Annotated in this window: 24 protein-coding genes; 6 read left to right on the top strand and 18 right to left on the bottom strand. The window is 29.3% G+C overall.

What is annotated here, in order from left to right:
- Positions 1-65: 65 nt before the first annotated feature.
- The 8 genes from moaA to rplU form a co-directional block, all read right to left on the bottom strand.
- Positions 66-1,058, bottom strand: a complete 993-nt coding sequence (moaA, locus tag ABDX67_RS02520; protein ID WP_347173321.1) for a GTP 3',8-cyclase MoaA — start codon at positions 1,056-1,058, stop codon at positions 66-68.
- An 8-nt stretch (positions 1,059-1,066) separates the two neighbouring features.
- Positions 1,067-1,480, bottom strand: coding sequence for a DUF6691 family protein (locus ABDX67_RS02515; RefSeq protein ID WP_347173320.1), 414 nt, complete (start codon positions 1,478-1,480; stop codon positions 1,067-1,069).
- Between the two features lie 55 nt (positions 1,481-1,535).
- Complete coding sequence (locus tag ABDX67_RS02510) at positions 1,536-2,093, bottom strand: YeeE/YedE family protein (protein ID WP_347173318.1); 558 nt, start codon at positions 2,091-2,093, stop codon at positions 1,536-1,538.
- A complete protein-coding gene (locus tag ABDX67_RS02505) occupies positions 2,093-3,331 on the bottom strand; it encodes a 3-deoxy-D-manno-octulosonic acid transferase (RefSeq protein WP_347173316.1) in 1,239 nt (412 codons plus the stop codon). Before ABDX67_RS02505 ends, ABDX67_RS02510 begins: the two co-directional genes overlap by 1 nt.
- Before the next feature lie 228 nt (positions 3,332-3,559).
- The gene (locus ABDX67_RS02500; RefSeq protein WP_347173314.1) at positions 3,560-4,282 is read right to left on the bottom strand and encodes a LytR/AlgR family response regulator transcription factor; all 723 of its coding nucleotides are present in this window, start codon (positions 4,280-4,282) and stop codon (positions 3,560-3,562) included.
- A gap of 23 nt (positions 4,283-4,305) precedes the next feature.
- A complete protein-coding gene (locus ABDX67_RS02495) occupies positions 4,306-6,255 on the bottom strand; it encodes a sensor histidine kinase (RefSeq protein WP_347173313.1) in 1,950 nt (649 codons plus the stop codon).
- Positions 6,256-6,352: 97 nt separating this feature from the next.
- Positions 6,353-6,613, bottom strand: a complete 261-nt coding sequence (gene rpmA / locus ABDX67_RS02490; protein ID WP_301402375.1) for a 50S ribosomal protein L27 — start codon at positions 6,611-6,613, stop codon at positions 6,353-6,355.
- A 26-nt stretch (positions 6,614-6,639) separates the two neighbouring features.
- The gene (gene rplU / locus ABDX67_RS02485; protein WP_347173311.1) at positions 6,640-7,152 is read right to left on the bottom strand and encodes a 50S ribosomal protein L21; all 513 of its coding nucleotides are present in this window, start codon (positions 7,150-7,152) and stop codon (positions 6,640-6,642) included.
- A 222-nt stretch (positions 7,153-7,374) separates the two neighbouring features.
- On the opposite strand from rplU, the gene ABDX67_RS02480 reads away from it, so the two are divergent.
- Positions 7,375-8,700 carry a M16 family metallopeptidase gene (locus ABDX67_RS02480; RefSeq protein WP_347173309.1) on the top strand — a complete coding sequence of 442 codons (1,326 nt, stop codon included), beginning with the start codon at positions 7,375-7,377 and terminating at the stop codon, positions 8,698-8,700.
- Positions 8,701-8,718: 18 nt separating this feature from the next.
- A complete protein-coding gene (locus ABDX67_RS02475) occupies positions 8,719-10,761 on the top strand; it encodes an insulinase family protein (protein ID WP_347173307.1) in 2,043 nt (680 codons plus the stop codon).
- Between the two features lie 50 nt (positions 10,762-10,811).
- Here the strand turns inward: ABDX67_RS02475 and ABDX67_RS02470 are convergent, their stop codons facing one another.
- Positions 10,812-11,684, bottom strand: a complete 873-nt coding sequence (locus ABDX67_RS02470; protein ID WP_347173305.1) for a DMT family transporter — start codon at positions 11,682-11,684, stop codon at positions 10,812-10,814.
- 98 nt (positions 11,685-11,782) lie between these two features.
- Here ABDX67_RS02470 and ABDX67_RS02465 point away from each other — a divergent pair, with 98 nt between their 5' ends.
- On the top strand, positions 11,783-12,154 hold the full coding sequence (locus ABDX67_RS02465) for a heavy-metal-associated domain-containing protein (protein WP_347173303.1): 372 nt from the start codon (positions 11,783-11,785) through the stop codon (positions 12,152-12,154).
- A gap of 7 nt (positions 12,155-12,161) precedes the next feature.
- On the opposite strand, the gene ABDX67_RS02460 is transcribed toward ABDX67_RS02465, so the two are convergent.
- The 5 genes from ABDX67_RS02460 to mutY form a co-directional block, all read right to left on the bottom strand.
- On the bottom strand, positions 12,162-12,710 hold the full coding sequence (locus ABDX67_RS02460) for a hypothetical protein (protein ID WP_347173301.1): 549 nt from the start codon (positions 12,708-12,710) through the stop codon (positions 12,162-12,164).
- Positions 12,711-12,721: 11 nt separating this feature from the next.
- A complete protein-coding gene (gene gldD / locus ABDX67_RS02455) occupies positions 12,722-13,276 on the bottom strand; it encodes a gliding motility lipoprotein GldD (RefSeq protein WP_347173299.1) in 555 nt (184 codons plus the stop codon).
- Positions 13,269-14,612, bottom strand: coding sequence for a gliding motility-associated protein GldE (locus ABDX67_RS02450; RefSeq protein ID WP_347173297.1), 1,344 nt, complete (start codon positions 14,610-14,612; stop codon positions 13,269-13,271). The genes gldD and ABDX67_RS02450 overlap by 8 nt, the downstream gene beginning before the upstream one ends.
- Positions 14,613-14,631: 19 nt before the next feature.
- Positions 14,632-15,051, bottom strand: a complete 420-nt coding sequence (locus tag ABDX67_RS02445; RefSeq protein WP_347173296.1) for a single-stranded DNA-binding protein — start codon at positions 15,049-15,051, stop codon at positions 14,632-14,634.
- Between the two features lie 75 nt (positions 15,052-15,126).
- The gene (gene mutY / locus ABDX67_RS02440; protein ID WP_347173294.1) at positions 15,127-16,173 is read right to left on the bottom strand and encodes an A/G-specific adenine glycosylase; all 1,047 of its coding nucleotides are present in this window, start codon (positions 16,171-16,173) and stop codon (positions 15,127-15,129) included.
- Positions 16,174-16,304: 131 nt separating this feature from the next.
- On the opposite strand from mutY, the gene ABDX67_RS02435 reads away from it, so the two are divergent.
- The 3 genes from ABDX67_RS02435 (at position 16,305) to ABDX67_RS02425 (ending at position 19,030) form a co-directional block, all read left to right on the top strand.
- Positions 16,305-16,706 (top strand): hypothetical protein, encoded by a 402-nt coding sequence (locus ABDX67_RS02435; RefSeq protein WP_347173292.1) that lies wholly within the window; start codon positions 16,305-16,307, stop codon positions 16,704-16,706.
- 216 nt (positions 16,707-16,922) lie between these two features.
- Positions 16,923-17,213, top strand: coding sequence for an HU family DNA-binding protein (locus ABDX67_RS02430; protein WP_347173290.1), 291 nt, complete (start codon positions 16,923-16,925; stop codon positions 17,211-17,213).
- Between the two features lie 284 nt (positions 17,214-17,497).
- Positions 17,498-19,030: an Rne/Rng family ribonuclease gene (locus tag ABDX67_RS02425; protein ID WP_347173289.1), complete on the top strand. Its 1,533-nt coding sequence runs from the start codon at positions 17,498-17,500 to the stop codon at positions 19,028-19,030.
- Positions 19,031-19,100: 70 nt separating this feature from the next.
- Here the strand turns inward: ABDX67_RS02425 and ABDX67_RS02420 are convergent, their stop codons facing one another.
- From ABDX67_RS02420 to ABDX67_RS02405, 4 genes are all read right to left on the bottom strand, one after another.
- On the bottom strand, positions 19,101-21,281 hold the full coding sequence (locus ABDX67_RS02420) for a patatin-like phospholipase family protein (RefSeq protein WP_347173288.1): 2,181 nt from the start codon (positions 21,279-21,281) through the stop codon (positions 19,101-19,103).
- Positions 21,278-23,074 carry an excinuclease ABC subunit UvrC gene (uvrC, locus tag ABDX67_RS02415; RefSeq protein WP_347173287.1) on the bottom strand — a complete coding sequence of 599 codons (1,797 nt, stop codon included), beginning with the start codon at positions 23,072-23,074 and terminating at the stop codon, positions 21,278-21,280. The genes ABDX67_RS02420 and uvrC overlap by 4 nt, the downstream gene beginning before the upstream one ends.
- A gap of 68 nt (positions 23,075-23,142) precedes the next feature.
- Positions 23,143-23,745, bottom strand: coding sequence for a lipoprotein signal peptidase (locus ABDX67_RS02410; protein WP_347173286.1), 603 nt, complete (start codon positions 23,743-23,745; stop codon positions 23,143-23,145).
- A 51-nt stretch (positions 23,746-23,796) separates the two neighbouring features.
- Positions 23,797-24,174: a TraR/DksA family transcriptional regulator gene (locus ABDX67_RS02405; RefSeq protein WP_347173285.1), complete on the bottom strand. Its 378-nt coding sequence runs from the start codon at positions 24,172-24,174 to the stop codon at positions 23,797-23,799.

Here is a 24,174-nt window from a genome sequence, read left to right as displayed (position 1 = left end):
AGACCTCTCAACTCTGCTCGAGGTGACATTGTTACATTATTCAATTAATTCATTTTTACATTGAACTATCCTCCAATGGTACTCATACTTTCAGAAACATTCCCTTTGGTTCGGTTTGCTTCTGCTATAAAACCATTTTCTGGTTTCTCTTTTACCAACGATAAAAAAAGTTCTTTTAAATCTTCGTTACTCGCTCCGTTTCTAATAAAATCTCTTAAATTAAAAACGCCATCATCAAACAAACAGTTTTTAAATGTTCCGGTGGATGTAATTCTAATTCGATTGCAATCGCCACAAATAGTTCTTGTAAAAGCGGGAATAATTCCGACAGAACCTTTGTGATTTTCTATTGAAAAATTTCGAGAAGTTGATGATTTCTCTGATTGAATTTCGGTAACATCAAACTCCGATTTTATCTCGTTTAAAATCTTGTTATAATTCCACGCTTCTTTCATTTCGCGCTGTCCTTTTCCGTTAAAAGGCATTTCTTCTATAAATCTGACAGCAATGTCTTTGTCTTTTGTCAACCGAACAAAATCAGTAATCTCATTCGTGTTCATCCCAGATTGTACAACAACATTTAATTTTAAATTCATGCTGCTTTTTTCTAACGCTTCCATCGTTTTATACACTTCATCAAACACATTTCTGCGAGTAATTTCGTTGAATTTATCAGCTTGTAAACTATCAATACTTAGGTTGATGTTTTTTACCTTTTTCAGTTTTTCCAGCGTTTCAATATGCTTGTAAATCAAAGCACCGTTGGTAGTAATATTGATATCGTCTAACAAATCATTAAAAGACAGCATTTCTAAAAACCCTACAAAATCTTTTCGCACAAAAGGTTCTCCTCCAGTTAATCGAATTTTATTAACGCATAATTCTGTCAAAACACGAATTACACGATACATTTCTTTGTAGGTTAATAATTCTTTTCTTGGCACAATTTCGATTCCGTGAGCTGGCATACAATATTGGCAACGCAAGTTACATCGATCGGTTACGGCCAACCGAACGTAATTTATTTGTCGTCCAAAACTGTCTATTAATTTGCTCATTTCTTCAATTAATTAGGTAATTTTTCACTTAATATTCCATATACAAAAGCACCAATTGTCGCTCCTAAAATTACAATAAAAATACTTGTAATTCCATGTCCAATTAACACAAACATTGGTCCAGGACAAGCACCAGCTAATGCCCAACCTAATCCAAAAATTGTACCACCAACTATGGTTCTTATCAATCCTTTTTTCTTTTCTTTTGTAATGATGTTTTCACCTTTAAAGTTTTTTATTTTTCCGTTTTTAAACAATTGCATTAAAGCCATGGATATAATAACTGCACTTCCAATAATTCCGAACATATGAAACGATTGAAACTTAAACATTTCGTAAATTCTGTACCAAGAAACCACTTCTGATTTGCTTAATATAATTCCGAAAAGTGTTCCTATTACTAAAAATTTGATGTTTTTCATTGTATTTATTTTTTCAATTAGGTCTCGACTCCGCTCGACCTGACATTTGTACTAGCTAAAAAATTAAAGGAATTAAAAGCCAAGTCATTACTAAACCGCCAATAAAAAAGCCAATTACTGCCAATAACGATGGCAATTGCAAACTACTTAATCCTGTAATTGCGTGGCCAGAAGTGCATCCGCCAGCATAACGCGCTCCGAAACCAATCATAAATCCGGCGCCAATTAAAATGGAAAATCCTTTTAAAGAAAAGATATTTTCTGTGCTAAAAATTTCTGCTGGAACATAAGACTGACCTGCATTTGCAAATCCTAATTCTGCCAATTCTGAAACTGTTTCTGGGTTGATTGCAATGTTTTCTGTAGGCATTAAATACTGCGAAGAAAGATATCCGCCTATAATAATTCCCAATACAAAAACTAGACTCCAACTTTGTTCTTTCCAGTCTTTTTTAAAATAATCAGATCTTTTTCCTGCTCCGCCAATGGTACAAAATGTTTCTAAATTTGTTGATACTCCAAAACCTCGTCCGAAGTAATTCATCAGCAACAAAATAATTGCTATCATAGGGCCAGCAACGTACCAAGCCCAAGGTTGTGAGATAAATTCCATTAATTAGTTATTTTTTGGTTGATATATTTTAGGATTAAATCAGTTGCTCCAATATTACTTTTTATGAAATTCTGATTAATTTTCCCTAATTGCTCTCTGTAGTCTTTGCCTGACTTTAATTCTGTAAAAATAGTTGAAAATTCGTTTTGATTTGCAATTACTTTACACCCTTTTAAAGCAACCAAATCTACAACTTCTTTATATTTTTTATACTCTGGTCCAATTACAATTGGCACACCAAAAGTTGCTGGTTCTAACACATTATGAACACCGTTTTTTGTCAATCCGCCACCAACATAAGCTGCATCTGCAAATGCGTATATTTTGGTTAAAATTCCGATGGTATCCACAATAAAAACATCAAATTCTGATATATTTTTTCCTTCTTTTTCTGAATATAAAACAACTTTCTTATTGATTAAATTTTTTAAGATTTCAATGTCTTTTGCGTTAATATTATGCGGAGCAATAATAAATTTTTCGTCTGTTGATTGATTGATATAATTCACCAAGATTTCTTCATCTTCTTTCCAGGTACTTCCTGCTACAACTGTATATTGATTATTTTTAAACTCGGTAATAAAATCTAAAACATTGTCTTGTTGTAAAATTTCATTGACTCTATCAAAACGCGTGTCGCCACTAATAGTCACATTTTCTATATTGATGCTTTTTAGTAAATCTTTAGAAGTTTGGTCTTGAACAAAAAAGTGGTTGAATGCTTTTAACGATTTTCTCATAAAGCTCCCAAAAGGCTTAAAGAAAATTTGATTTTTTCTAAAGATTCCAGAGATTAAAATCGTTGGAATATTTCTTTCTTGTAACTCGAATAAGTAATTTGGCCAAAATTCATATTTTATAAAAATAGCCAGTGTCGGATTTACAATATTTAAGAATTTACGAACATTACTTTTAGAATCCATTGGCAAATAACAAACAACATCGGCATGTTCATAATCTTTACGAATTTCATATCCCGAAGGAGAAAAAAAAGTTAATACAATTGTATACGATGGATATTGTTCTTTTAGTTTTTCTATAATGGGTCTTCCTTGTTCAAACTCGCCCAAAGAAGCAGCATGAATCCAAATTACATTTTCGCTATTATTTAAAATAGATAACTTGCTAAACGTTTCTTTTCTACCAGTAACAAAAAGTGCTAATTTGTTATTAAATGCAGCAAAAATTATCAGCAAAAATGAAGAAAATTCTACGATAAAATTATAGATAAATTTCATACTGGTAAATGTACAAAATAGAAAGGATTAGAAATAATAGTAATTGACCGAAATAAAAAAAGCTACCTAAAAATAAGTAGCTTTTTCATTAAAATTATCTAAACAAATTTAAAATAGATTCCCCCGATTCTTCTTAAATTGTTAAATTCTAATTAAAAGTACATCATAAAGCAGTTGGGTGCTTATAAAATGTTCTGAAGTAATTAAAAATTGTTCTTAACGTTAACTTTAGATTGAATTAATGACTTTTAAGATATCTTCTCGGTATTTTTTGCCAATGGGAATACTTTTTTCGCCAATAACAACAACATTATTATTTAGTTGAATTAAATGTTTTATGTTTACAATAAAACCTCTGTGAACTCGGATAAAACTAGAGCTTAAATCACTTAATATTTCAGTTAAACTACTTCTTACTAATAATTTTTGCTGGTTTTTAAGGAAAATTTCAACATAAACATGAGAGCTTTCTATATATAAAATATCATCAAAAAGCACTTTTGTATAAAAGCCTTTTTCTTTGATAAAAAGTGAATCTTTAAAAAATAAGTTATTATCAGCAGCTTCTCCAGTTTTTTTAGAAAAATTATGCAACGCAATTTCGATGGATGAAAAGAGATCTTCTTTTGTAAAAGGTTTTATTAAATATGCAGGTGGCATTACTTCTTTTGCCAGATTAACGGTTGCGGCATCTGCATTTGATGTTAAAAAAATAAAAGGAAAATCGTATTTATCTTTAATGGTTTTAGCTAAATCAATTCCTGTTTTTTTTCCTGCTAATTGAACATCTAAAATAGCAATATCTGGTTTTTCTGCTTCAATAGTTTCAATGGCTTCAGTATAATTTATTGCAGGCTCTAAAGGTTCATATCCTAATTCATCAAGAGAATCACAAATATGATCTGCAATAATTATTTCATCTTCTACTACTAAAATTTTTACTTTATTCATGTCTTTTTTAGCCTTTTAAAAACTTAATCTGTTAAAAGTCTTGCGTGAATATCTTTAAAATGAATTTCGAATTTTGCTCCGTTTTCATTGGTTTGCACTAAAGTTCCTTGTAATTGTTTTACCAATCTTGTTACCAATCGCAAGCCTAAACTTTTTGCTTTTTTAATGTCGTAAGAAGCAGCTAAACCTGGACCATTATCTTTTACAATCAATTTATATTCTTCGTTTTTTTCTTTACTAATAGAGATTTGTAATTCGTGTTTTTTATCATTAGAAAAAGCATATTTGTATGCGTTTGTAATAATTTCATTGATGATTAAGCCTAACGGAATTGCGGTATCTACATCAAAAAACATGTTTTCTGATGCTATTTTTGTTGTTACTTTTTCTCCAGAAGTATTTAAAGAAGCTAATTCTTTAACTAATAATCTTATGTATTCATCAAAATCTACCAAGCCGCTTTTATTTTGATATAATTTTTGATGAATTAATGCCATCGATTTTACTCTGTTTTTACCTTCATTGGCTAATTCAAGTGCTTTTTCATCTTCAATTCCTTTGCTCTGCAATTCTAATAAACTCGATACAATTTGAAAATTATTTTTTACGCGATGATGCACTTCTCTAACTAACAATTCTTTCTCTTTATATGCTTTATCTAAATCGTCTCTTTGTTTTTTAATTTTATTATTTCTGCGTGTTAATTCTTTTCGCTGTTTTATAATACGGATGATAATAAAAATAGAAATCACCAAAAAGAAACCTGTCAATGAAGCTATGATGCTATATAATTTAGAGCGTTCTTTTTCTAAGTTAACTTCCAATTCTTTTTCTTGAATGGCGTATTTAGATTTTGCGTCTGATAAAGAGTTTGCTAAATCGTTGGAGTAAATTTTCTGAATCAATTCAACCGATTTTTTATTATATAAAATTGCTTCTTTTAAAAAATTATGTCTTTCTAAGGTTCTAGAATTCTCATTTACTAAATGAAAGAAGTCATTTTGATTTAATACTTTTTCGCCTTCTAAAGTTATTTTCTGGCAATAATCAACCAAATTTGAAGCATTAAATTTTTTGAATATGTTTTTTGCAAAAGGTGATTTTAAATCAATAGTACCAAGATATTTTGAATATAGAGAATAGCTCAAATGTCTAGCGTTGTTTTCGCTGTAAAGAATATTCAACAATTCTTCAACTCTTTTTTCATGTCCTCCTTTATAAATATACGCATCTAAGGCATGAGCTACTGTGCCATAATAATAATTACTTGTGTTTGGTAAAGTCTTTTCTAACTCTAAGCCTTCTTCACAAATATCAATATATTCTTGTAGCTTACCTTCTATTATAACAAAATCATTCAGGTGATATAACGATGCAATTATTAATTCTGTGTCTTGTAATTCTCTTGAATTTTTTAAATTCTCTAAAGCTAATTTTTTTCCGTTGGATAGATCTCTTTCAATTGTGTAAAGAACAATTCTATGGATGTTTAAATATACTATTGCTCTTCTAACATCTTTATCTTTTGGATCGAATTTTTCTATATATTTTTGAAGCTTATCATTTTCTATATTTGCTTCTGCAATAGTTTTTTCCTCTCTTAGTTTTGTTGTTTGAATCCATTTAATTTTTACGTAATCAAAATTGATTTTTTTACTTGAAGGCTCTGAAATATTTTCATTTATAAAATTAGAAACCAACGCATAATCATTTTTCTGCTTATTACCTGTTTGAGCAGTAAAAGTAAGGTAATCTGCATAAGATATAGTTTCCTTTGTAGCTATGTTTTTTAATCTTATAACTCTATTTGTAGGCTCTAAATCTTTTAACAAAATTAATGCAGAATCTAGTTGTTTAGCTAAAATTAAATCTTCTGCTTTAAAAACATCATTTAGTTGACTGCTTTGTGTTTGCGCAAAAGAATATGTGCTTACTAAAATTAGTAAAAAGAATAGCGGTTTTATATATTTCATAGGGGTTTTCTTTAACTCATACCAAATATAGAGATTTTAAGCCCAAAAAAAACTCCCAAACAAATGTTTGGGAGTTTATATCTATATCTTGATGTTATTAAACCTCAAAAGGCTCTACAGAAACATAAGATTTATTGTCTCTTTTCTTTTGGAATTGTACAACTCCATCAACTCTAGCATGTAATGTATGGTCTTTTCCCATATATACATTTTCTCCTGGGTTGTGTGTTGTTCCTCTTTGACGAACAATAATGTTTCCTGCAATTGCAGCCTGTCCTCCAAAAATTTTAACTCCTAAACGTTTCGATTCTGATTCTCTACCATTCTTCGAACTACCTACTCCTTTTTTATGTGCCATGATTGTATGGTTTTAAAATTGGTTATTTATTTAGTTAAAGCTTCAATTAATTCAGCTTTCTTTAAAGAAGTATATCCTTTAATTCCTGCCTCTTTAGCTGCTGCTTTTAATTCTGCTACTGTCATTGAACTATAATCAACAGTTGCTGCTGATTCTTTTACCTCAGCTTTTTTAGGAGCAGCTTCCTTTTTAGGAGCAGCTTCTTTTTTAGCTGTTTTTTTAGCACCAGATGCAGCGATAGATTCAATTTGAATCTCGCTTAAATACTGACGGTGTCCATTTTTCTTTTTGTAACCTTTTCTTCTTTTCTTTTTGAAAACGATTACTTTATCACCTTTTAGGTGACCTAAGATTTTTGCCGTTACTGTGGCTCCTTCTATAGCTGGGGCGCCAATAGTTACATTTCCTTTATCTTCTACTAAAAGAACATTATCAAAAGAAACTTTTGATCCTTCTTCTCCTTGTAAACGATGAACGTAAACTTTTTGGTCTTTTGCTACTTTAAATTGCTGCCCTGCTATCTCTACGATTGCGTACATACTATTAGTTTTGCGTATTTATACTTAAATTAAACATCTTCTTAGTGAAAATGCGGGTGCAAATATACATTTTTATTTATAATATCACAAGACGTGTACACATAGATTTTTATGCTTATTTTTGATCTTTACAACGCATAAAATAAAATTGCTTATAGTGTAACACAGCTAGCTTTTCTGCGTCAAATATCAATAACATATTAATCTATTAAAAATAACTCAATGAAAAAAAGTATCTTAACTTTAGCTTTGTTCTTGTTTACCTTGACAACAATTAAAGCTCAAAAAGTTGAATTTGAAGAGTATACCTTAAAAAATGGTATGCATGTAATTTTACATCAAGATAATACAGCGCCTGTTGTAACAATTGGAGTAATGTATCATGTTGGAGCAAAAGATGAAGAAAACGGAAAAACAGGAATGGCTCATTTCTTTGAACATTTACTATTTGAAGGAACAAAAAATATTGGAAAAGGTGAGTTTTTTAAAATTGTTGCTGCAAATGGTGGAATAAACAATGCAAATACAGATTGGGATAGAACCTACTATTTTGAAACCTTTCCTTCAAACAATTTAAAACTTGGTTTATGGTTAGAATCTGAAAGATTATTACACCCAGTAATTGATCAAAAAGGCGTTGATACTCAAAACGAAGTTATAAAAGAAGAAAAAAGAACAAGAATGGATAATGCTCCGTATGGAAAATTTATTTATGGAGATATTTACAATCATATTTTTGATAAACACAACTATGGTAGACCAATGATTGGCTACATAAAAGATTTAGATGCTGCCAAACTAGAAGATTTTAAAGATTTTTACAAAAAATGGTACATGCCAAATAATGCTGTTTTAGTTGTTGCTGGTGATTTTAAAACATCAGAAACAAAAGAATTAATTAAAGCATATTTTGAACCAATTCCTAAGAGAACAAAACCCGTTAGAGAAAAGATTGTTGAAGAAGAAAGAACAACTGAAAAACGAGTTAAGGAATACGATTCTAACATTCAATTACCTGCTTTAATTCTTGCTCATAAAACTCCGTCTATGAGCGAAAGAGACGCAAAAGTATTGGACGTAATTTCTACAATTCTTAGTGGTGGAAAAAGTTCAAGATTGTATAAAAAAATGGTTGACACTAATAAAGAAGCGCTGCAGGTAGCCTCATTTGCAAGACCTTTAGAAGATTATAGTGTTTATAGCATTCTTGCTATTCCTGTTGGTAAAACTTCTTTAAATACACTTCAAAAAAGTATGGACGAAGAAATTTTAAAACTACAAACCGAGTTAATTTCTGATGAAGATCTACAAAAAGTAAGAAATATTTTCGAAAATAGTTTTGTAAATGCAAATTCGAGCATTGAAGGAATTGCAAGCACACTAGCTAGAAATTATATGTTAGTTGGCGACACAAATTACATCAATAAAGAATTAGGTATTATTAACTCAATTACTAAAGAAGATGTTAGAAGAGTTGCTAAAAAATACTTAGATAAAAACAAGCGAGTTGTTATAGAATATTTACCAGAATCTCAAAAGAAAAACTAACTCAGAAAAAAACTTATCATGAAAAAATATATATTTTCTTTACTAGCTGTTTTCTTATTATCACATACAGCAACAGCCCAAATAGACAGAACAAAACAACCAAAACCAGGACCAGCACCAACAATTAATCTAGGAACCCCAAGTACGTTTATACTTGATAACGGGTTAAAAGTTATGGTTGTAGAAAACCATAAATTGCCTAGAGTATCTGCAACATTATTAATTGACAATCCTCCAAAATTATTTGGAAATAAAAAAGGAGTTGATGGTTTAATGGGCGGACTTTTAGGAACTGGAAGCACTACAATTAAAAAAAGTGAATTTGACAAAGAAGTAGATTATTTAGGGGCAAATATTTCATTTAATAGTGAGGGTGGTAGCGCAAGTTCTTTAACTAAATATTTTCCAAGAGTTTTAGAATTAATGACTGATGCTGCTTTTAATCCAGTGTTTTCACAAGAAGAATTTGACAAATTAGTAAAGCAAAATTTAACTGGAATTAAAAATTCTGAAAAAAATGTAGCAGGAGTCGCAAGAAGAGTTCAAACTGCTTTAAGTTATGGTAAAGATCATCCTTTTGGAGAATTTACAACAGAAGAAACTTTAAACAACATTACACTACAAGATGTAAAAGATTTATACGCTACTTATTACAAACCAAATAATGCATATTTAGTTATTATTGGTGATGTAGATTTTAAATCAATAAAAAAAGAAGTAACAAAATTATTTAGTGTTTGGCAAAAAGGAGAAATCCCTGTAACTACTCTTCCAGAGGTTAAAAACTTAGAGTATTCTCAAATCAATTTTATTGATATGCCTAACGCTGTTCAATCAGAAGTATCAGTAATAAACACCATAAAACTAACATTAAAAGACAAAGATTATTTTAGTGCGTTATTAGCAAATTATATAATTGGTGGTGGTGCTAGTTCTCGTTTAAACAATAACATTAGAGAAGATAAAGGCTATACGTATGGTGCAGGTTCTGCAATTGGTACAAGCAAATATGTTTCAAGATTTAGAACTTCTGCTTCTGTAAGAAATATGGTTACAGATAGTACAGTTGTAGAAATGATGAGAGAAATAAATACCATTAGATTTCAACCCGTAACCGAAGAAGAATTAGAAACTGCAAAAGCTAGTTATACGGGTAGTTTTGTTAGAGCACTAGAAAGTCCTTTTACAATTGCTGGCTATGCATTAAACATTGAACGTTTAGGTTTAAACAAAGATTTTTATACAAATTATTTAAAAAACTTAAATGCTGTAACCGTAGAAGATGTGCAAAATGCAGCTTATAAATATTTTAAAGGAAATAAAGCAAGAATTGTTGTAACGGGTAAAGGTGTTGATGTTTTAAAAAACTTAGAAAAGTTAAATTATCAAATTAATTATTTTGATAAAAATGCCAACCCAACTACAAAACCAAAAATGGATATGCCAATTCCTGTAGGAATGACTGCAGCAAACGTAGTTGATAAATATTTTACAGCTATCGGTGGTTTTGATAGAACAAAAACAGTAAAAACAATTCTAACAAGTTCTAATGCAACTGTGCAAGGAATGGCAATTAATTTAACCACAAAAATGGCAGCGCCAAATAAAGTTTCTGCAATTGTTTCTGGAATGGGTCAGACATTTTCTAAACAAGTTTTTGATGGAGAAAAAGGATACGCAGAACAACAAGGAAGAAGAATAGAGTTAAATGCTGAGCAAATTGCTGAAGCAAAAACAAACACTCTTTTTAAAGATGAAGCTTATAAAAACGGAAAACTAGATAGAATTGCAAATCTAGACGGAGTAAACGCATATGTAATTATTTCTGGCAAAACAGAAGTGTTTTATGATGTTGAAACAGGTTTAAAACTTAAAGAAGTTGTTACCAATGAAGTAAACGGAAAAGAGACAAAAACACCAACATTATTTTCTGATTACAAAGAAGTAAACGGAATTAAATTTCCGCATAAAACCTCTATGTCTATGGGACCTATGAAATTAGATTTTGTAGTTGTTGAAATTAAAATCAATGAAGGAATTACTGATGCTGATTTTAAATAAAAATTAAAAAATGTCATTTTAAGAATCCATAGTTTCGGCTATGGATTTTTTTATTTCTTCTTATTTACCAAATACACGCCAAATAAAATAACCGAAGCTGCAAGTAATTGGATGAAACTTAATTTTTCTCCATCTAAAATTCCCCAAAAAACGGCAACAATCGGAATTAAATAAGTTACCGAAGATGCAAAAATTGGTGTTGCTAAGTGCACCATTTTATTATATAAAACCTTTGCTAATCCAGTTCCAACAATGGCCAAAACAGTGGTGTATCCTAAAGAGCTAATGTTAGTTTCATTCATTTCAAAAGTAGCAAAGAAATCAGTTGTTAATAAAACCAAAAACGACGGAATAATCAATAGTAAAAAATTACCTGAAACAATACTTAATGCACTAATATCATGCAAATATTTTTTTACAATATTTACGTTAAACGCATAACCAATTGAAGCAATTATTATTAAAATAGAAAACCAATAATTTTGATTTGGATTTAAATCTGCGCCTTTTAAAATAAGGATTACAGTTCCAATCAAACCGATAAAAATTCCGATTAATTGTTGTTTTTTAAAGGTAAACCCAAAAGCAAAAGCACCAAAAATAAGTGTATTAAAAGGCGTTAAAGAATTTAAAATAGAAGCAATAGAACTGTCTAATCCGCTAACCGCATACGCAAATAAAAATACAGGAATAAAGGTTCCTAAAATGGCGGTAAAAACAATATATTTCCAATGTTTTCTTTGGATTTCTTTGAGGCTTTTAAAACCTATCAACAATAAAAAAACACCTGCAATTAAAATTCTTAATGCACCTAATTGAATTGGCGTTAATCCAATTAAAGCCTTTTTCATTAGTATAAAAGAACTTCCCCAAACTAATGCCAGAATACTTAAATAAATCCATTTTTGATTCTTAGAATCCATGTATCAACCTTTTATGTTTCACAAAAATCGTTTAATTCTAGTGATATGAAACAATTAATTGATAAATTTGTAATATTATTAGATAACCTATATTTATTATGAAATTTCAACGAATTATTTTCGCAGTATTGATTGTCGTTTTTACACTTTCTGCTTGTAAAACAGAAACAAAAAAAACACCTGAAGTTACCATTGCAAAAACTCCAAAATTACAAAAAGTAGCAATTGATATTTCTGGTATGACTTGCGAAATTGGTTGCGCAAAAATTATACAATCTAAATTGTCTAAAAAAGCAGGAATAACTTCTGCAAAAGTAATTTTTAAAGACAGCTTAGGTTTGGTAGAATACGATGCTAATACAATTTCTGAAAAAGATATTAATGCTTTTATAAGCGGAATTGCAGGCGGAGATTTATACTCAGTAAAAAGCTCTAAACAAGTTAAAAATTTTGATGAAGTAGAAAAGTAAGTAAAGCTTAATTCTTTTCTGTTAGTATTTTTACAATTGTATTACTTACTTTTTTATTTTGAGTAAGTATTGTATAATAAGCATGAGTATTTAAAGTTATTTTTATAATCTCTTTTGTTAATTTATCATCTAACTTAACTACAAGAATATATTGAGTTTTACGATAATTTATATCTTTATAATTCAACCAATCTTTTGGCGTTTTTGAAGGTAAAATAGTAATTTGCAAAGTAGATTCAAAGCCTTCTTTTTTAAGCTTTCTTTTAGGAATTTTTTTCAAATCAGATTCAAACGGATTTTCTGCACTTAAACTATAATTGAAATCAACTTTTATTGACTTCCTTTTAAATCTTTTTTGCAACTTTTTAGCTAAATCCTTATAATAAGTAATTGAATGTGTATGTCCAGTAAATTCTATCAATATAGATTTTGGAACTTGGTAATTTGATTTCTTTTCAACCTGAATAATTTCTACTCCGGGTTTAAATCTTTTGTCTTTTTGGGCAACTACAGAAAAGCATAAAAAAACAGAAATAATTACTATAATTTTTTTCATAAAACTTTCATTTACTTCTCCCACTCTAACGTTTCTATTATATGCATAATGTCATTTTTAATATAATTTACAGCAGGTAAAATAGAATCGTAATTTGGTTTTGTGTAAAAATACAATGTGCCTTTTATAAAATTATCTGTACTATCTGTTACATGAAATTGAATTTGAGAAGCTGCATTTCCAGAAATTTCTTGCATACTTCCAAAAACTCTTGTGTCAAAATTTTCAAAATTCTTTGTAATAATTTCTTCTGCTTTTACTGCATGTTCATATACCAATTTCTCTGCTTCTGTTAACAACTCTCTTAAGTTATTTTTAATTGGCCTGTACGTAATATTTATAGTTGCTTTTAACTTCGGATACTTTATTTTTCGCCAAAAATTTGGTTGTTCAAGTATTTCTGCACTAGAAGAAACCTCAAAACTATATGGTTTTGCAACCACAACTTTTTTATATGTTGCTGTTGGATATTGTAAACTTAAATAAGCTTTTGGTTTTGGTAAAACATCTTCTTTACAAGAAGAAAAAAAAACTACTATTAAAAAAAGGATATAAAAATTACGCATGTAATCTGGTTACTTTAATTTGTTTAATTCGTCTTTTATCAAGCGCTTCAACAGTAAACGAAAAATTATGGAAGTTTATTTTCTCACCTTTTCTTGGAAATTTACCTGAGATTTCTAAAATAAATCCTGCTAAGGTTTCAGATTCGCCTTTTTCTTCTTCAAAAATAGATTCATCATCAATATCAACTACTTTACAAAAATCTTTAATAGTTGTTTTTCCATCAAACACATAATTGTTAGCGTCTAATTTAGAATATGCTAAATCTTCGTCGTCAAATTCATCATTTATGTCTCCAACTATTTCTTCAATAACATCTTCTAAGGTTACAATTCCGCTTGTTCCACCATATTCATCTACAACAATTGCTAAATGATTTTTTTTATCCTGAAACTCACTTAATAAATCATCCAACTTTTTATTTTCTGGAACAAAAAAAGGAACACGTATTAAATCTTGCCATTTAAAATTAGTTTTGTTTAAATGCGCTAATAAATCTTTGGCATATAAAACACCAATAATATTGTCTATGGATTCATGATAAACAGGATTTCTAGAATACCCTCTTTTTACTATTTTATCTAAAATATCACTATATTCTTCTTCATCAGAAATAGCAAAAATATCTATTCTAGGTTTCATTATTTGAACCGTTTCTGTATTACCAAAAGTTACAATTCCTTGTAAAATTTTCTTTTCTTCTTTTGTAGTTGTTTCGTCTGATGTAAGCTCTAATGCCTGTGATAATTTTTCTACAGAAAAGTCAGAGTTTTTACCGCCTAAACGCTTTTCTACAATGCCAGTTAATCGAATTAATGGCAAACTAAAAATAGATAATATTGTGCTTAAAACATGTACTGGTTTTGCCATAATATTAGAAAACTTTAATGAGTTTCTAGAGGCGTACACTTTTGGCAACACTTCGCCAAATAATAAGATTAAGAAAGTAACTAAGACTACTTCTATGGTAAATTTTACAATGTAACTAGAAATAGAAATAATTCCCCAATTGACAGAAAAATTTTTATCTCCTAAAATTATTTCGCTTAAACCAGCAAATAATAATACAATAAGAATATTAATAAAGTTATTGGTAATTAAAATTGTTGCGAGTAATTTTTTTGGTCGTTCTAGCAATTTTACAACCAAACTATTTCCTTTCGTTTTTTCTGTTTGATCGTCTAATTGTGTTTGTGAAAGTGAAAAAAATGCAATTTCTGATCCAGAAATTAATGCAGAACAAAGCAGTAAAAAGAGTAGCACAACACTATTAATTGCGATGATAAAATCGAGTTTTAATGCTAAAAATAAAAATATACTTGCGGGTTCTGGATCCAAGTTTTAAAGGTTTAGTTTTTTAAAATGGTAAATCGTCGTTTTCTTCAATTTGAGTATTTGCTTCTGGCTTTTTCTCTGCTGGAGCTTCTTGCTTTACCGTTTCTTTTTTGGTGGTTAAAAAGGTCATCTCTGTAACATGAACTTCTGTTGAGTATCTTTTTTGACCATCTTGTTCCCATTGACGGTTTTTAAGTCTTCCTTCGCAATAAATTTTATCTCCTTTAGATAAATATTTTTCGCAAATTTCTGCCAATTTATTTCTAACAACAATATTATGCCAATCTGTATTGGTCACTTTTTCGCCAGTTTGCTTATTTGTATAAGTTTCGTTTGTTGCAACAGGAAAACGTCCAATAGAGTTTCCGCCTTCAAAATAATGCATTTTAACTTCGTCACCTAAATACCCAATAAGCATTACTTTATTTAATGTTCCTGCCATTTCTTTACTGTTTTTTCTTCTTTTGTCAATTCAAAAAATTACGCGAACTAACAAACTAATTTATAGTCAAATGTACTAAAAATATCCGTTTGAAGGATTGAAGTTTTCTAAAAAATTAGCAATTAAAATTGGTACAGGATATTTTTCTATTGTTTTCCAATCTACCTGATTATCATGTAGTTTATCTTTCTTAACAATCCAAAACTTAGTGTATAAATGTTGATGCGAAAGTTTGTGAACTATTTCTTTTTCATTAAACAAAACAATATCTTCTATAGACGCTTCTTTTGTTTTAAGTTTTAAACTCAATTCTTCTTTTAAAATGCTTTTTTCTGATTCAATTAAAGGAAACTGATACAAGCCTTGCCAAATTCCTTTTCCTTTTCTTTCTGATAACATAGTTTTATGATTATCCGAAATAAAAACCAAATAATTAAAATATCTTTTTCTGACTTTTATTTTCTTCTCCTTAAGCGGCAATTCTTTAATTGTTTTGGTTTCTAAAGCAACACAACTATCATTTAACGGACACGTTTCGCAGAGCGGATTTTGAGGTTTACAATGCAACGCGCCAAAATCCATAATTGCTTGGTTGTGCGTTCCTGGTTGTTTTGAATCGATTAATGTTTGTGCTAATTCTTTAAATTCTTTAATTCCTGCGGATGAATTAATTGGTGTTTTAATACCAAAATATCGAGCCAAAACTCTGTATACATTTCCATCTACAACAGCTTGTGGCTCATCAAAACAAATGGACGAAATTGCAGAAGCTGTATAATCTCCAACACCTTTTAGTTTTTTTATTTCTTCGTAGGTTGATGGAAATTCGCCATTTAATTCGTTCGCAATATATTTTGCTGAATAATGTAAGTTTCTAGCTCTAGAATAATATCCTAAACCTTGCCAAAGCTTTAAAACTTTAGATTCGCTTGCATTTGCCAAATCAAAAACCGTAGGAAACTCTCTTGTAAAAGTATTATAATAAGACAAACCTTGGTTAACTCGGGTTTGTTGTAGCATTATTTCTGATAGCCAAATAAAATATGGATTTTTGATTTTTCGCCAAGGCAAATCTCTATCATTTTGTAAATACCAGTAAATTAATTGGTTAGAAAACTTCATTTTATTAATTGCTGCGGCAAAATTACATCATAATATTCACATAAATTTAATGGATATAAATTTTACTATTATTAAAAAAATTAATTATCTTTATTAGTGCTATTATTTCATAAATATGGAAAATAAAAATTATGAAAAAATTATCAATTGTATTGTTTGTTATTGTTGCATTTAGTTGCGCAAAAAGTGAAGATAATTTTAACAATGATTTTCTTGGCAAATGGAAGCTTACTGAAACATTAGTTGGAGATGGCGTATCCACACCATCCTGGACAAAAGTCAGTGATGGAAAAGCATATGAGTTTTTAGAAAATGAAACCTTTACAGACACTAAAATAGTATCATCCCAAACTAACTGCAAAGAAAATTCATATACGTTTGTTAATGATTTACTGACTCTAAATTATTTTTGTAATAATAAAATGGAAAGTCAAATTTTCAAAGTCAAAAAGGAAGAAAATAGTATTATTTTAACTCCTCAACACATTCGTTGTTCTGAAGGATGTGATTATAAATATGAAAAAATTGAATAATTAAATCTTAATATTTTTATTGAAATTAGCCTTGTTTTAAACAAGGCTTTTATTTTTTAAAAATTACAATAACATCAAACTAAAAAATAAATCTATTTAAAACAGAATAAAAAATGTTATTACACATATATTTTTAATAGATTAAGTTTTTGGAATAGATTAATTATCATATATTTGCAGGCTTAAAATTAAAAACAAACATACAAATATATTAACATGACGAAAGCAGATATCGTATCAAAAATTTCGGATAAATCTGGAATTGAAAAGGCAGATGTTTTAGCAACAGTTGAAGCATTTATGACAGAGGTTAAAGGCGCATTAGAGCAAGGAGATAATGTATATTTAAGAGGTTTTGGAAGTTTTATAGTTAAAACTAGAGCTGAAAAAACAGGAAGAAATATTTCTAAAAACACAACTATTAAAATTCCTGCACACAACATTCCGGCTTTTAAGCCAGCAAAAACATTTACTGAAGGAGTAAAAAAGAATGTATTAGTAAAATAATAAAAATATTAATCTAAACCTTTTATTAGGTTTATAAAAAACAATCTAATTATGCCAAGTGGTAAAAAAAGAAAGAGAGCAAAAATCTCTACACACAAACGTAAGAAAAGAGCAAGAGCAAACAGACATAAGAAAAAGTAAGCATCGCTTACTTTTTCTTTATTTGCTTTAAAAGCTTAATAACGTTCATTGACAAGAAGTTTAAACACTTCATACAGGCAAAACCCTGTAACATTATTTTAATCCATCTACACAATTAAGTGTAGTATAAAACCAAATTCAGAATGAAAACAGAATTAATTATTCGTTCAAGTTCATCTGATATTGATTTTGCCTTACTAAGAGATGGTAAACTTATAGAATTAAATAAAGAGACAAACGATAACAAGTTTTCTGTAGGCGATATTTTTATTGCCAAAATAGGAAAAGTTTTATCGGGCTTAAATGCTGCTTTTGTAAATGTTGGTTATCCAAAAGATGGCTTTTTACATTATCATGATTTAGGTGCACAAGTTAACTCTTTATCAAAATTCCTTAAGAAAGTAAGCACAGGTAATTATAAAGAATACACTTTAAAAAATTTCGGCTTTGAGAAAGATATACACAAAGACGGAAGCATTAACGACGTCCTTAAAACAGGACAAAACACATTAGTACAAATTGTAAAAGAACCAATTTCTACCAAAGGACCACGAATTAGTTCTGAGCTTTCTATAGCTGGTAGATTTTTAGTTTTAGTTCCTTTTTCTAATAGAGTTTCTGTATCGCAAAAAATTGCAGATCCAAAAGAAAAAGAACGTTTAAAAAGATTAGCCCAAAGCATAAAACCAAAAGGTTTTGGTGTAATTCTAAGAACTGTTGCACAAGATAAAAAAGTAGCAGAATTAGACAGGGATTTACAAAACTCTTTAGACCGTTGGAAAGGAATGTGTAAAAGCATTGCTAACACAAACACACCAACAAAAATATTGAGCGAGTTAAACAGAGCATCTTCTATATTAAGAGATGTAATGAATGATTCTTTTACAAACATTGTTACAAATGACGAGACTTTAGTTGTAGAAATTAAAGATTATTTACAAGAAATTTATCCTGAAAAGGTAAACATTGTAAACCTACACAAATCAAAAACTCCAATATTTGAGAAGTATGGCATAGAACGTCAAATAAAAACTTCTTTTGGTAAAACAGTATCTATGAGTAAAGGTGCATATTTGGTAATTGAACATACCGAAGCATTGCACGTTATAGATGTAAATAGCGGAAACAGATCTAATAAAGCAAATTCTCAAGAAGATACTGCTTTAGAAGTAAACATGATTGCTGCAAAAGAAATTGCAAGACAATTACAGTTACGTGATATGGGTGGAATTATTGTGGTTGATTTTATTGATATGCAAAGTGCAGAAAATAGACAAAAACTCTATCAATATATGAAAGATGAAATGTCTTATGATAGAACAAAACATAAAATTTTACCACCAAGTAAATTTGGTTTAGTGCAAATAACTCGTCAAAGAGTAAGACCAGAATTAGAGATTAAAACAAGAGAACCAAACCCGAATACAAACGGAGAAGTGGAAGCTCCAATTGTTTTAATTGATAAAATTGAAATTGAGTTAGAAAGAATTATATCTAGCGGAAAAAACTACAAAAAGATTACGCTTAATGCGCATCCGTTTGTAGCCGCGTACCTTACACAAGGTGTTTCTTCTATCCGATTTAAATGGTTTATTAAATACAAAAAGTGGATTGATATATTACCTAGAGATGCTTACCAATACTTGCAATATAAATTTTATAAAAAAAGCAAGTAAGGCATTACTTTTATCAAAATAAAAAACCGCATCGTTATAAAACGATGCGGTTTTTTTTAGTTCTAATTTTCTAGAACCAAAAGCCTAAATTAAAATACCAGTAATATTTTTTTGTATCTGGAGACCAAGAATATTTTAAGTCGATTGGACCAATAATTGAATTAATACTATATCCTAAAGCGTAACCAGATTTTGTGTCATTAAATAAGTTTCCGTTATTTAAAACACTACTTTCAACTCTGGCATAGTTTGCTAAAAAATGAATAAATTGCTTTTCTGTAACGCCATATCTTAAGTTAAATGTAGATTTTAAAAACGATTGTTCTGATAATGCGTTGATATCATATCCATAAAAAGGAATAAAATTATTGATAAAGTTTTGATTATAGCCACCTAATAAAAAATCGAATGTTTTTGAGTTTACTTTTCCAAGTGTAAACCCTGCTTCAGATTCAAATAAGAATATAAGATTGTTTTTAAACGTTTTTGCAAAACCTATTTTTCCTCTTACTTGAGAAAACTGTATAAAATCTTTATTGTAATCAGAAGAAGTCATATACCACTTAAATCTAGCGTCTAAAAAAACTCCTTTTTTTGGATAATTTTCATCGTCATAGGTGTCTAATTTTAAATATGAATAAAGGTTTAAATAATCGCTGTCATCAAAAACAAAAGGAACATTTGTTGTTGTTGAAATTGTTTCTGTTTGTGATAACAATTTTTGATGTTCTAAACCTAAAGCTATTGCAAACTTTCTATCAAAAGTTGTTTGAATATAAGCTCTATTTGTAAAATCTCTATATTGTAAATTCATTAAATTAATTCCCGAAACATTCGCTTTAACATTGGTTTGAAAACTGTTATACCTAGAGCTAAATCCGTAACTATAATAAAACCCGTTGTCTACAAAATATTGCAAATCAAATCTTGGTTTATCTCCAATAACTAAATCTAAAGAAATGGCGTCGTTTTTAGATAAAATATTCTTTTTATTTAAGTTGATTAAAACGCCAGATTTATACACAAAATCGTAATGCACACCCAACCTTAAATTAGCATTTAGTTTATTTTCTTTAATATTTATTTGGACAATTTTACCGTCAGAACTATTTTTAACGTTAAAATCAATCATCTTAAAATTATTGGTTGCAGACAAATAACTAACCTTAGTTGCTAAATCTTTATAGTTAATTTCATCACCGTCTTGGAGTTTTAATTTTCCTAAAACATAAGCTCTAGTGTGGTTTTTATTCCCGTTTATTTCTATTTTTGAAACAATAAATTTAGAGTCTGTATTAACTAAATCAATTGGTTTTCTTTTATTTGTTTGAAGCTTTGCAATGCTATCAAACGTTTTTGTAAATTCTTTGGCAATTTTAGTTCCTTTTGCTAAAATTTCCTTTGATTTATCAAAAGAAACAACGCTATATTCAAAAATATCTGGATGAATATATACATCTGTATTAGCAATCTGAGCAGGATTTCTTTTATACATCTGATAACTAGAAATCTGATTTAAAACATCTAATGCAGATTTAATATTTTCTTTGTTAAATAATTTAGATTGTACATCAACACCAATAATAATATCGACACCTGTTTTTCTCATTTCATCAATCGGAAAATTGTTTGCAACACCACCATCAATTAATAATTTATTATCAATTTCTATCGGGTCTAATAATGTAGGAAACGAGCCACTTGCTCTTAATGCCAAAGGCAAAGAACCACTTGTTATTTTTACTTGGTTTCCGGTTTCAACATCTGTAGCAATACAAAAAAACGGAATTGGTAATTTAGAAAAATCTGAAATAGAATCTACTGGAGATAATAACTGTGTTAAAAAACTTAATATATTTTGACCTTTAGAAACTCCTTGAGGCAATCCAATTCTGCCTTTATTTATTGGTAAAACAAGCGAATATTTTTCTCCGTGTTCTTTTTCAAAAAAAGGTGTTGCATATCTTGTATTTCGGTCTCTAATTAAACTATAAAAGTTGGTGTCAATTACAATTTTTTCAATTTGACTTGCGCTGTAACCCGCAGCGTACAAGCCACCAACAATTGCGCCCATACTTGTTCCGCCAATATAATCTATTTGAATTCCAGCTTTTTCTATCTCTTTTAAAACACCAACATGTGCAAACCCTTTAGCGCCACCACCACTTAAAACCAAACCTATTTTTGGTTGCTTTTTTTGCGAAAAAACAACCATAGATGTCATTAAAAATATAAAAAACAACTTTTTCATTCTGATTTATTATTAAAGTATTCGAATACAATTTTTGCTCTTGAGCGCCCAACTTCTAATTCTAACTCATCTAAAGTTGCACTTTTTACTCTTTTTGCCGATTTAAATTTACGCAATAAAGTTGTAATTGTTTGCTTTCCGACACTTGGAATTTGTTCTAATTCTGATTGAATTGCACTTTTACTTCTTTTATTTCTGTGAAGCGTAATTCCAAATCGATGTGCTTCGTTTCTTAAGAACTGAATTATTTTTAAACTCTCCGATTTTTTATCTAAATACAACGGTACAGCATCTCCTGGATAATAAATTTCTTCTAATCTTTTTGCAATACCAATTATGGCAATTTTACCTCTTAATCCTAAAATATCTAAACTTTTTAAAGCTGATGACAATTGCCCTTTTCCTCCGTCAATAATTATCAGCTGAGGTAACGATTCGTTCTCTGCTAACAATCTTTTATAGCGTCTAAAAACCACTTCTTCCATCGACGCAAAATCATCTGGTCCAACAACGGTTTTTATATTGTAATGTCTATATTCTTTTTTACTTGGTTTTCCATTTCTAAAAACAACACAAGCAGCAACTGGATGCGTTCCTTGTATATTAGAATTATCGAAACATTCAATATGTCTTGGCTCTTCTTTTAAGCGTAAATCTGTTTTCATTTGAGACATAATTCTATTTGCATGTCTGTCTGGATCAACAATTTTTAATTGCTTAAATCTGTCTTGTCTAAAATAGCGTGCATTTCTAATTGATAATTCTACAATACGTTTTTTATCACCAGTTTTCGGAATCGTTACTTTTATATCATCACCAACATCAACAGCAAACGGAACGTAAATTTCTTTGGATTGCGAATTAAATCGTTGACGAATTTCTACGATTGATAATTCTAATAATGTTTTGTCTGTTTCGTCTAATTTTTTCTTGATTTCTGATGTATGAGATTGAATAATTGAGCCGTTTGCAATTTTAAAAAAGTTAACATATCCAAAGCTTTCATCAGAAATAACAGAAAACACATCTACATTATTAATAGACGGATTTACAACAGTAGATTTTGCTTGATAATTAGATAATTGCTCTAGTTTTACTTTTATTTTTTGCGCTTCTTCAAACTCCATTTTAGCGGCAAAATCTTGCATCAATTCAGAAAATTTTTCTAAAGATTCTTTAAAATTTCCTTTGATTATATTTCTAATTGCAGAAATATCTAATTGATAATTTTCTTCTGTTTGTAAGTTTTCACAAGGCGCTTTACAGTTTCCTAAATGATATTCTAAACAAACTTTATATTTTTTTGCTGCAACTTTTTCTTTACTTAAATCGTACTTGCAAGTTCTTAAAGTATAGAGCTCTTTTATTAAATCTAATAGTGCTTTTGCTGTTCTAACAGATGTATATGGACCAAAATATTCTGAACCATCTTTAACAACATTTCGAGTTAAAAAAATTCTTGGAAAACGTTCTTTTTTAATGCAAATCCAGGGATAAGTTTTATCATCTTTTAGCATCACATTGTATTTTGGTTGATACTTTTTTATCAGGTTGTTTTCTAATAACAACGCATCTGTTTCTGTATCTACAACAATGTGTTTTATGCTTACAATTTTCTTTACTAAAACTCTGGTTTTACCATTTTCGTGATTTTTAGTAAAATAAGAAGCTACTCTTTTTTTTAGATTTTTTGCTTTACCAACATAAATAATAACATCATTTATATCAAAATATTGATACACACCAGGAGAGTTTGGCAACGATTTTATTTGAATTTCTAAAGCATTAGACATACTACGAAAATACGTTTTTTATAGCGTATAAAAGCAGTTCGTTTTATGAAAATAAAAAGATGATTCTATTATTTAGTAGCTGGTTTAGTTTTTTCTTCTTTCTCTTTTTCTGGTGGAAAAGCTTGCTTGTTAAAAATAAATAATAAGATTACACCAATTGTAATAAAAGAATCTGCACCGTTAAAAATTGCATTAAAAAATGTGAAATTTTCACCAACGTAAATAGGAAAATATAACATATCAACTACTCTTCCGTGGAATAATTCTCCGTATGGGTTTTCTGCAAAAAGAGTTGCAACACCATGTGCCGGAGCATCAAATATTACTCCATAAAAAACAGAATCTATAATATTACCAAATGCACCCGAAAGCACTAAAGCAATTGCTAAAACAACTACAGTTGGGGCATTTCTTTTAATGGTATTTCTTAACCAATAAATAATTCCGATTACAGCTACTACTCTAAATAATGTTAAGAATAATTTACCAGCTTTTCCTCCAAATTCAAAACCCCAAGCCATACCATTATTTTCGGTGAAATGAATTCTAAACCAATCGAAAACACGAACACTTTCTTGAATTTCGAAATTTGTTTTTATATAAATTTTACTTACTTGATCTATAAGTAATGCTACAAAAACAGTAATAATTGCAATGTTCTTTTTGGACATGGATAAAAAATTATACTTAAAAAAAGCTTCCAAAATTGGAAGCTTTTTTTGTTATTGTTTTCTTTTAGCTTCTATGCTAAGTGTAGCATGCGGAACCAACTTTAAGCGTTCTTTCTGAATTAATTTACCAGTTACTCTACAAACTCCGTATGTTTTATTTTCTATACGTTGTAACGCATTACTTAAGTCTCTAATAAATTTTTCTTGTCGAATTGCTAACTGTACATTTGCTTCTTTAGACATAGTGTCTGAGCCTTCATCAAAAGATTTAAACGACGGAGAAGTATCATCTGTTCCGTTATCTGCATTATTTTTATATGAACTTTCTAACAAAGCTAAATCTTCTTTAGCTCTAGCAATCTTCTTGTTAATAATTTGTTTAAACTCTTGTAAGTCTTCATCCGAATATCTAACGATCTTGTCTGACAT

The organism is Polaribacter uvawellassae, assembly GCF_039748955.1.
Lineage (GTDB): Bacteria > Bacteroidota > Bacteroidia > Flavobacteriales > Flavobacteriaceae > Polaribacter > Polaribacter uvawellassae.
Note: the sequence above shows the minus strand (reverse complement) of the source record. Positions and strands in the feature narration are given on the sequence as shown.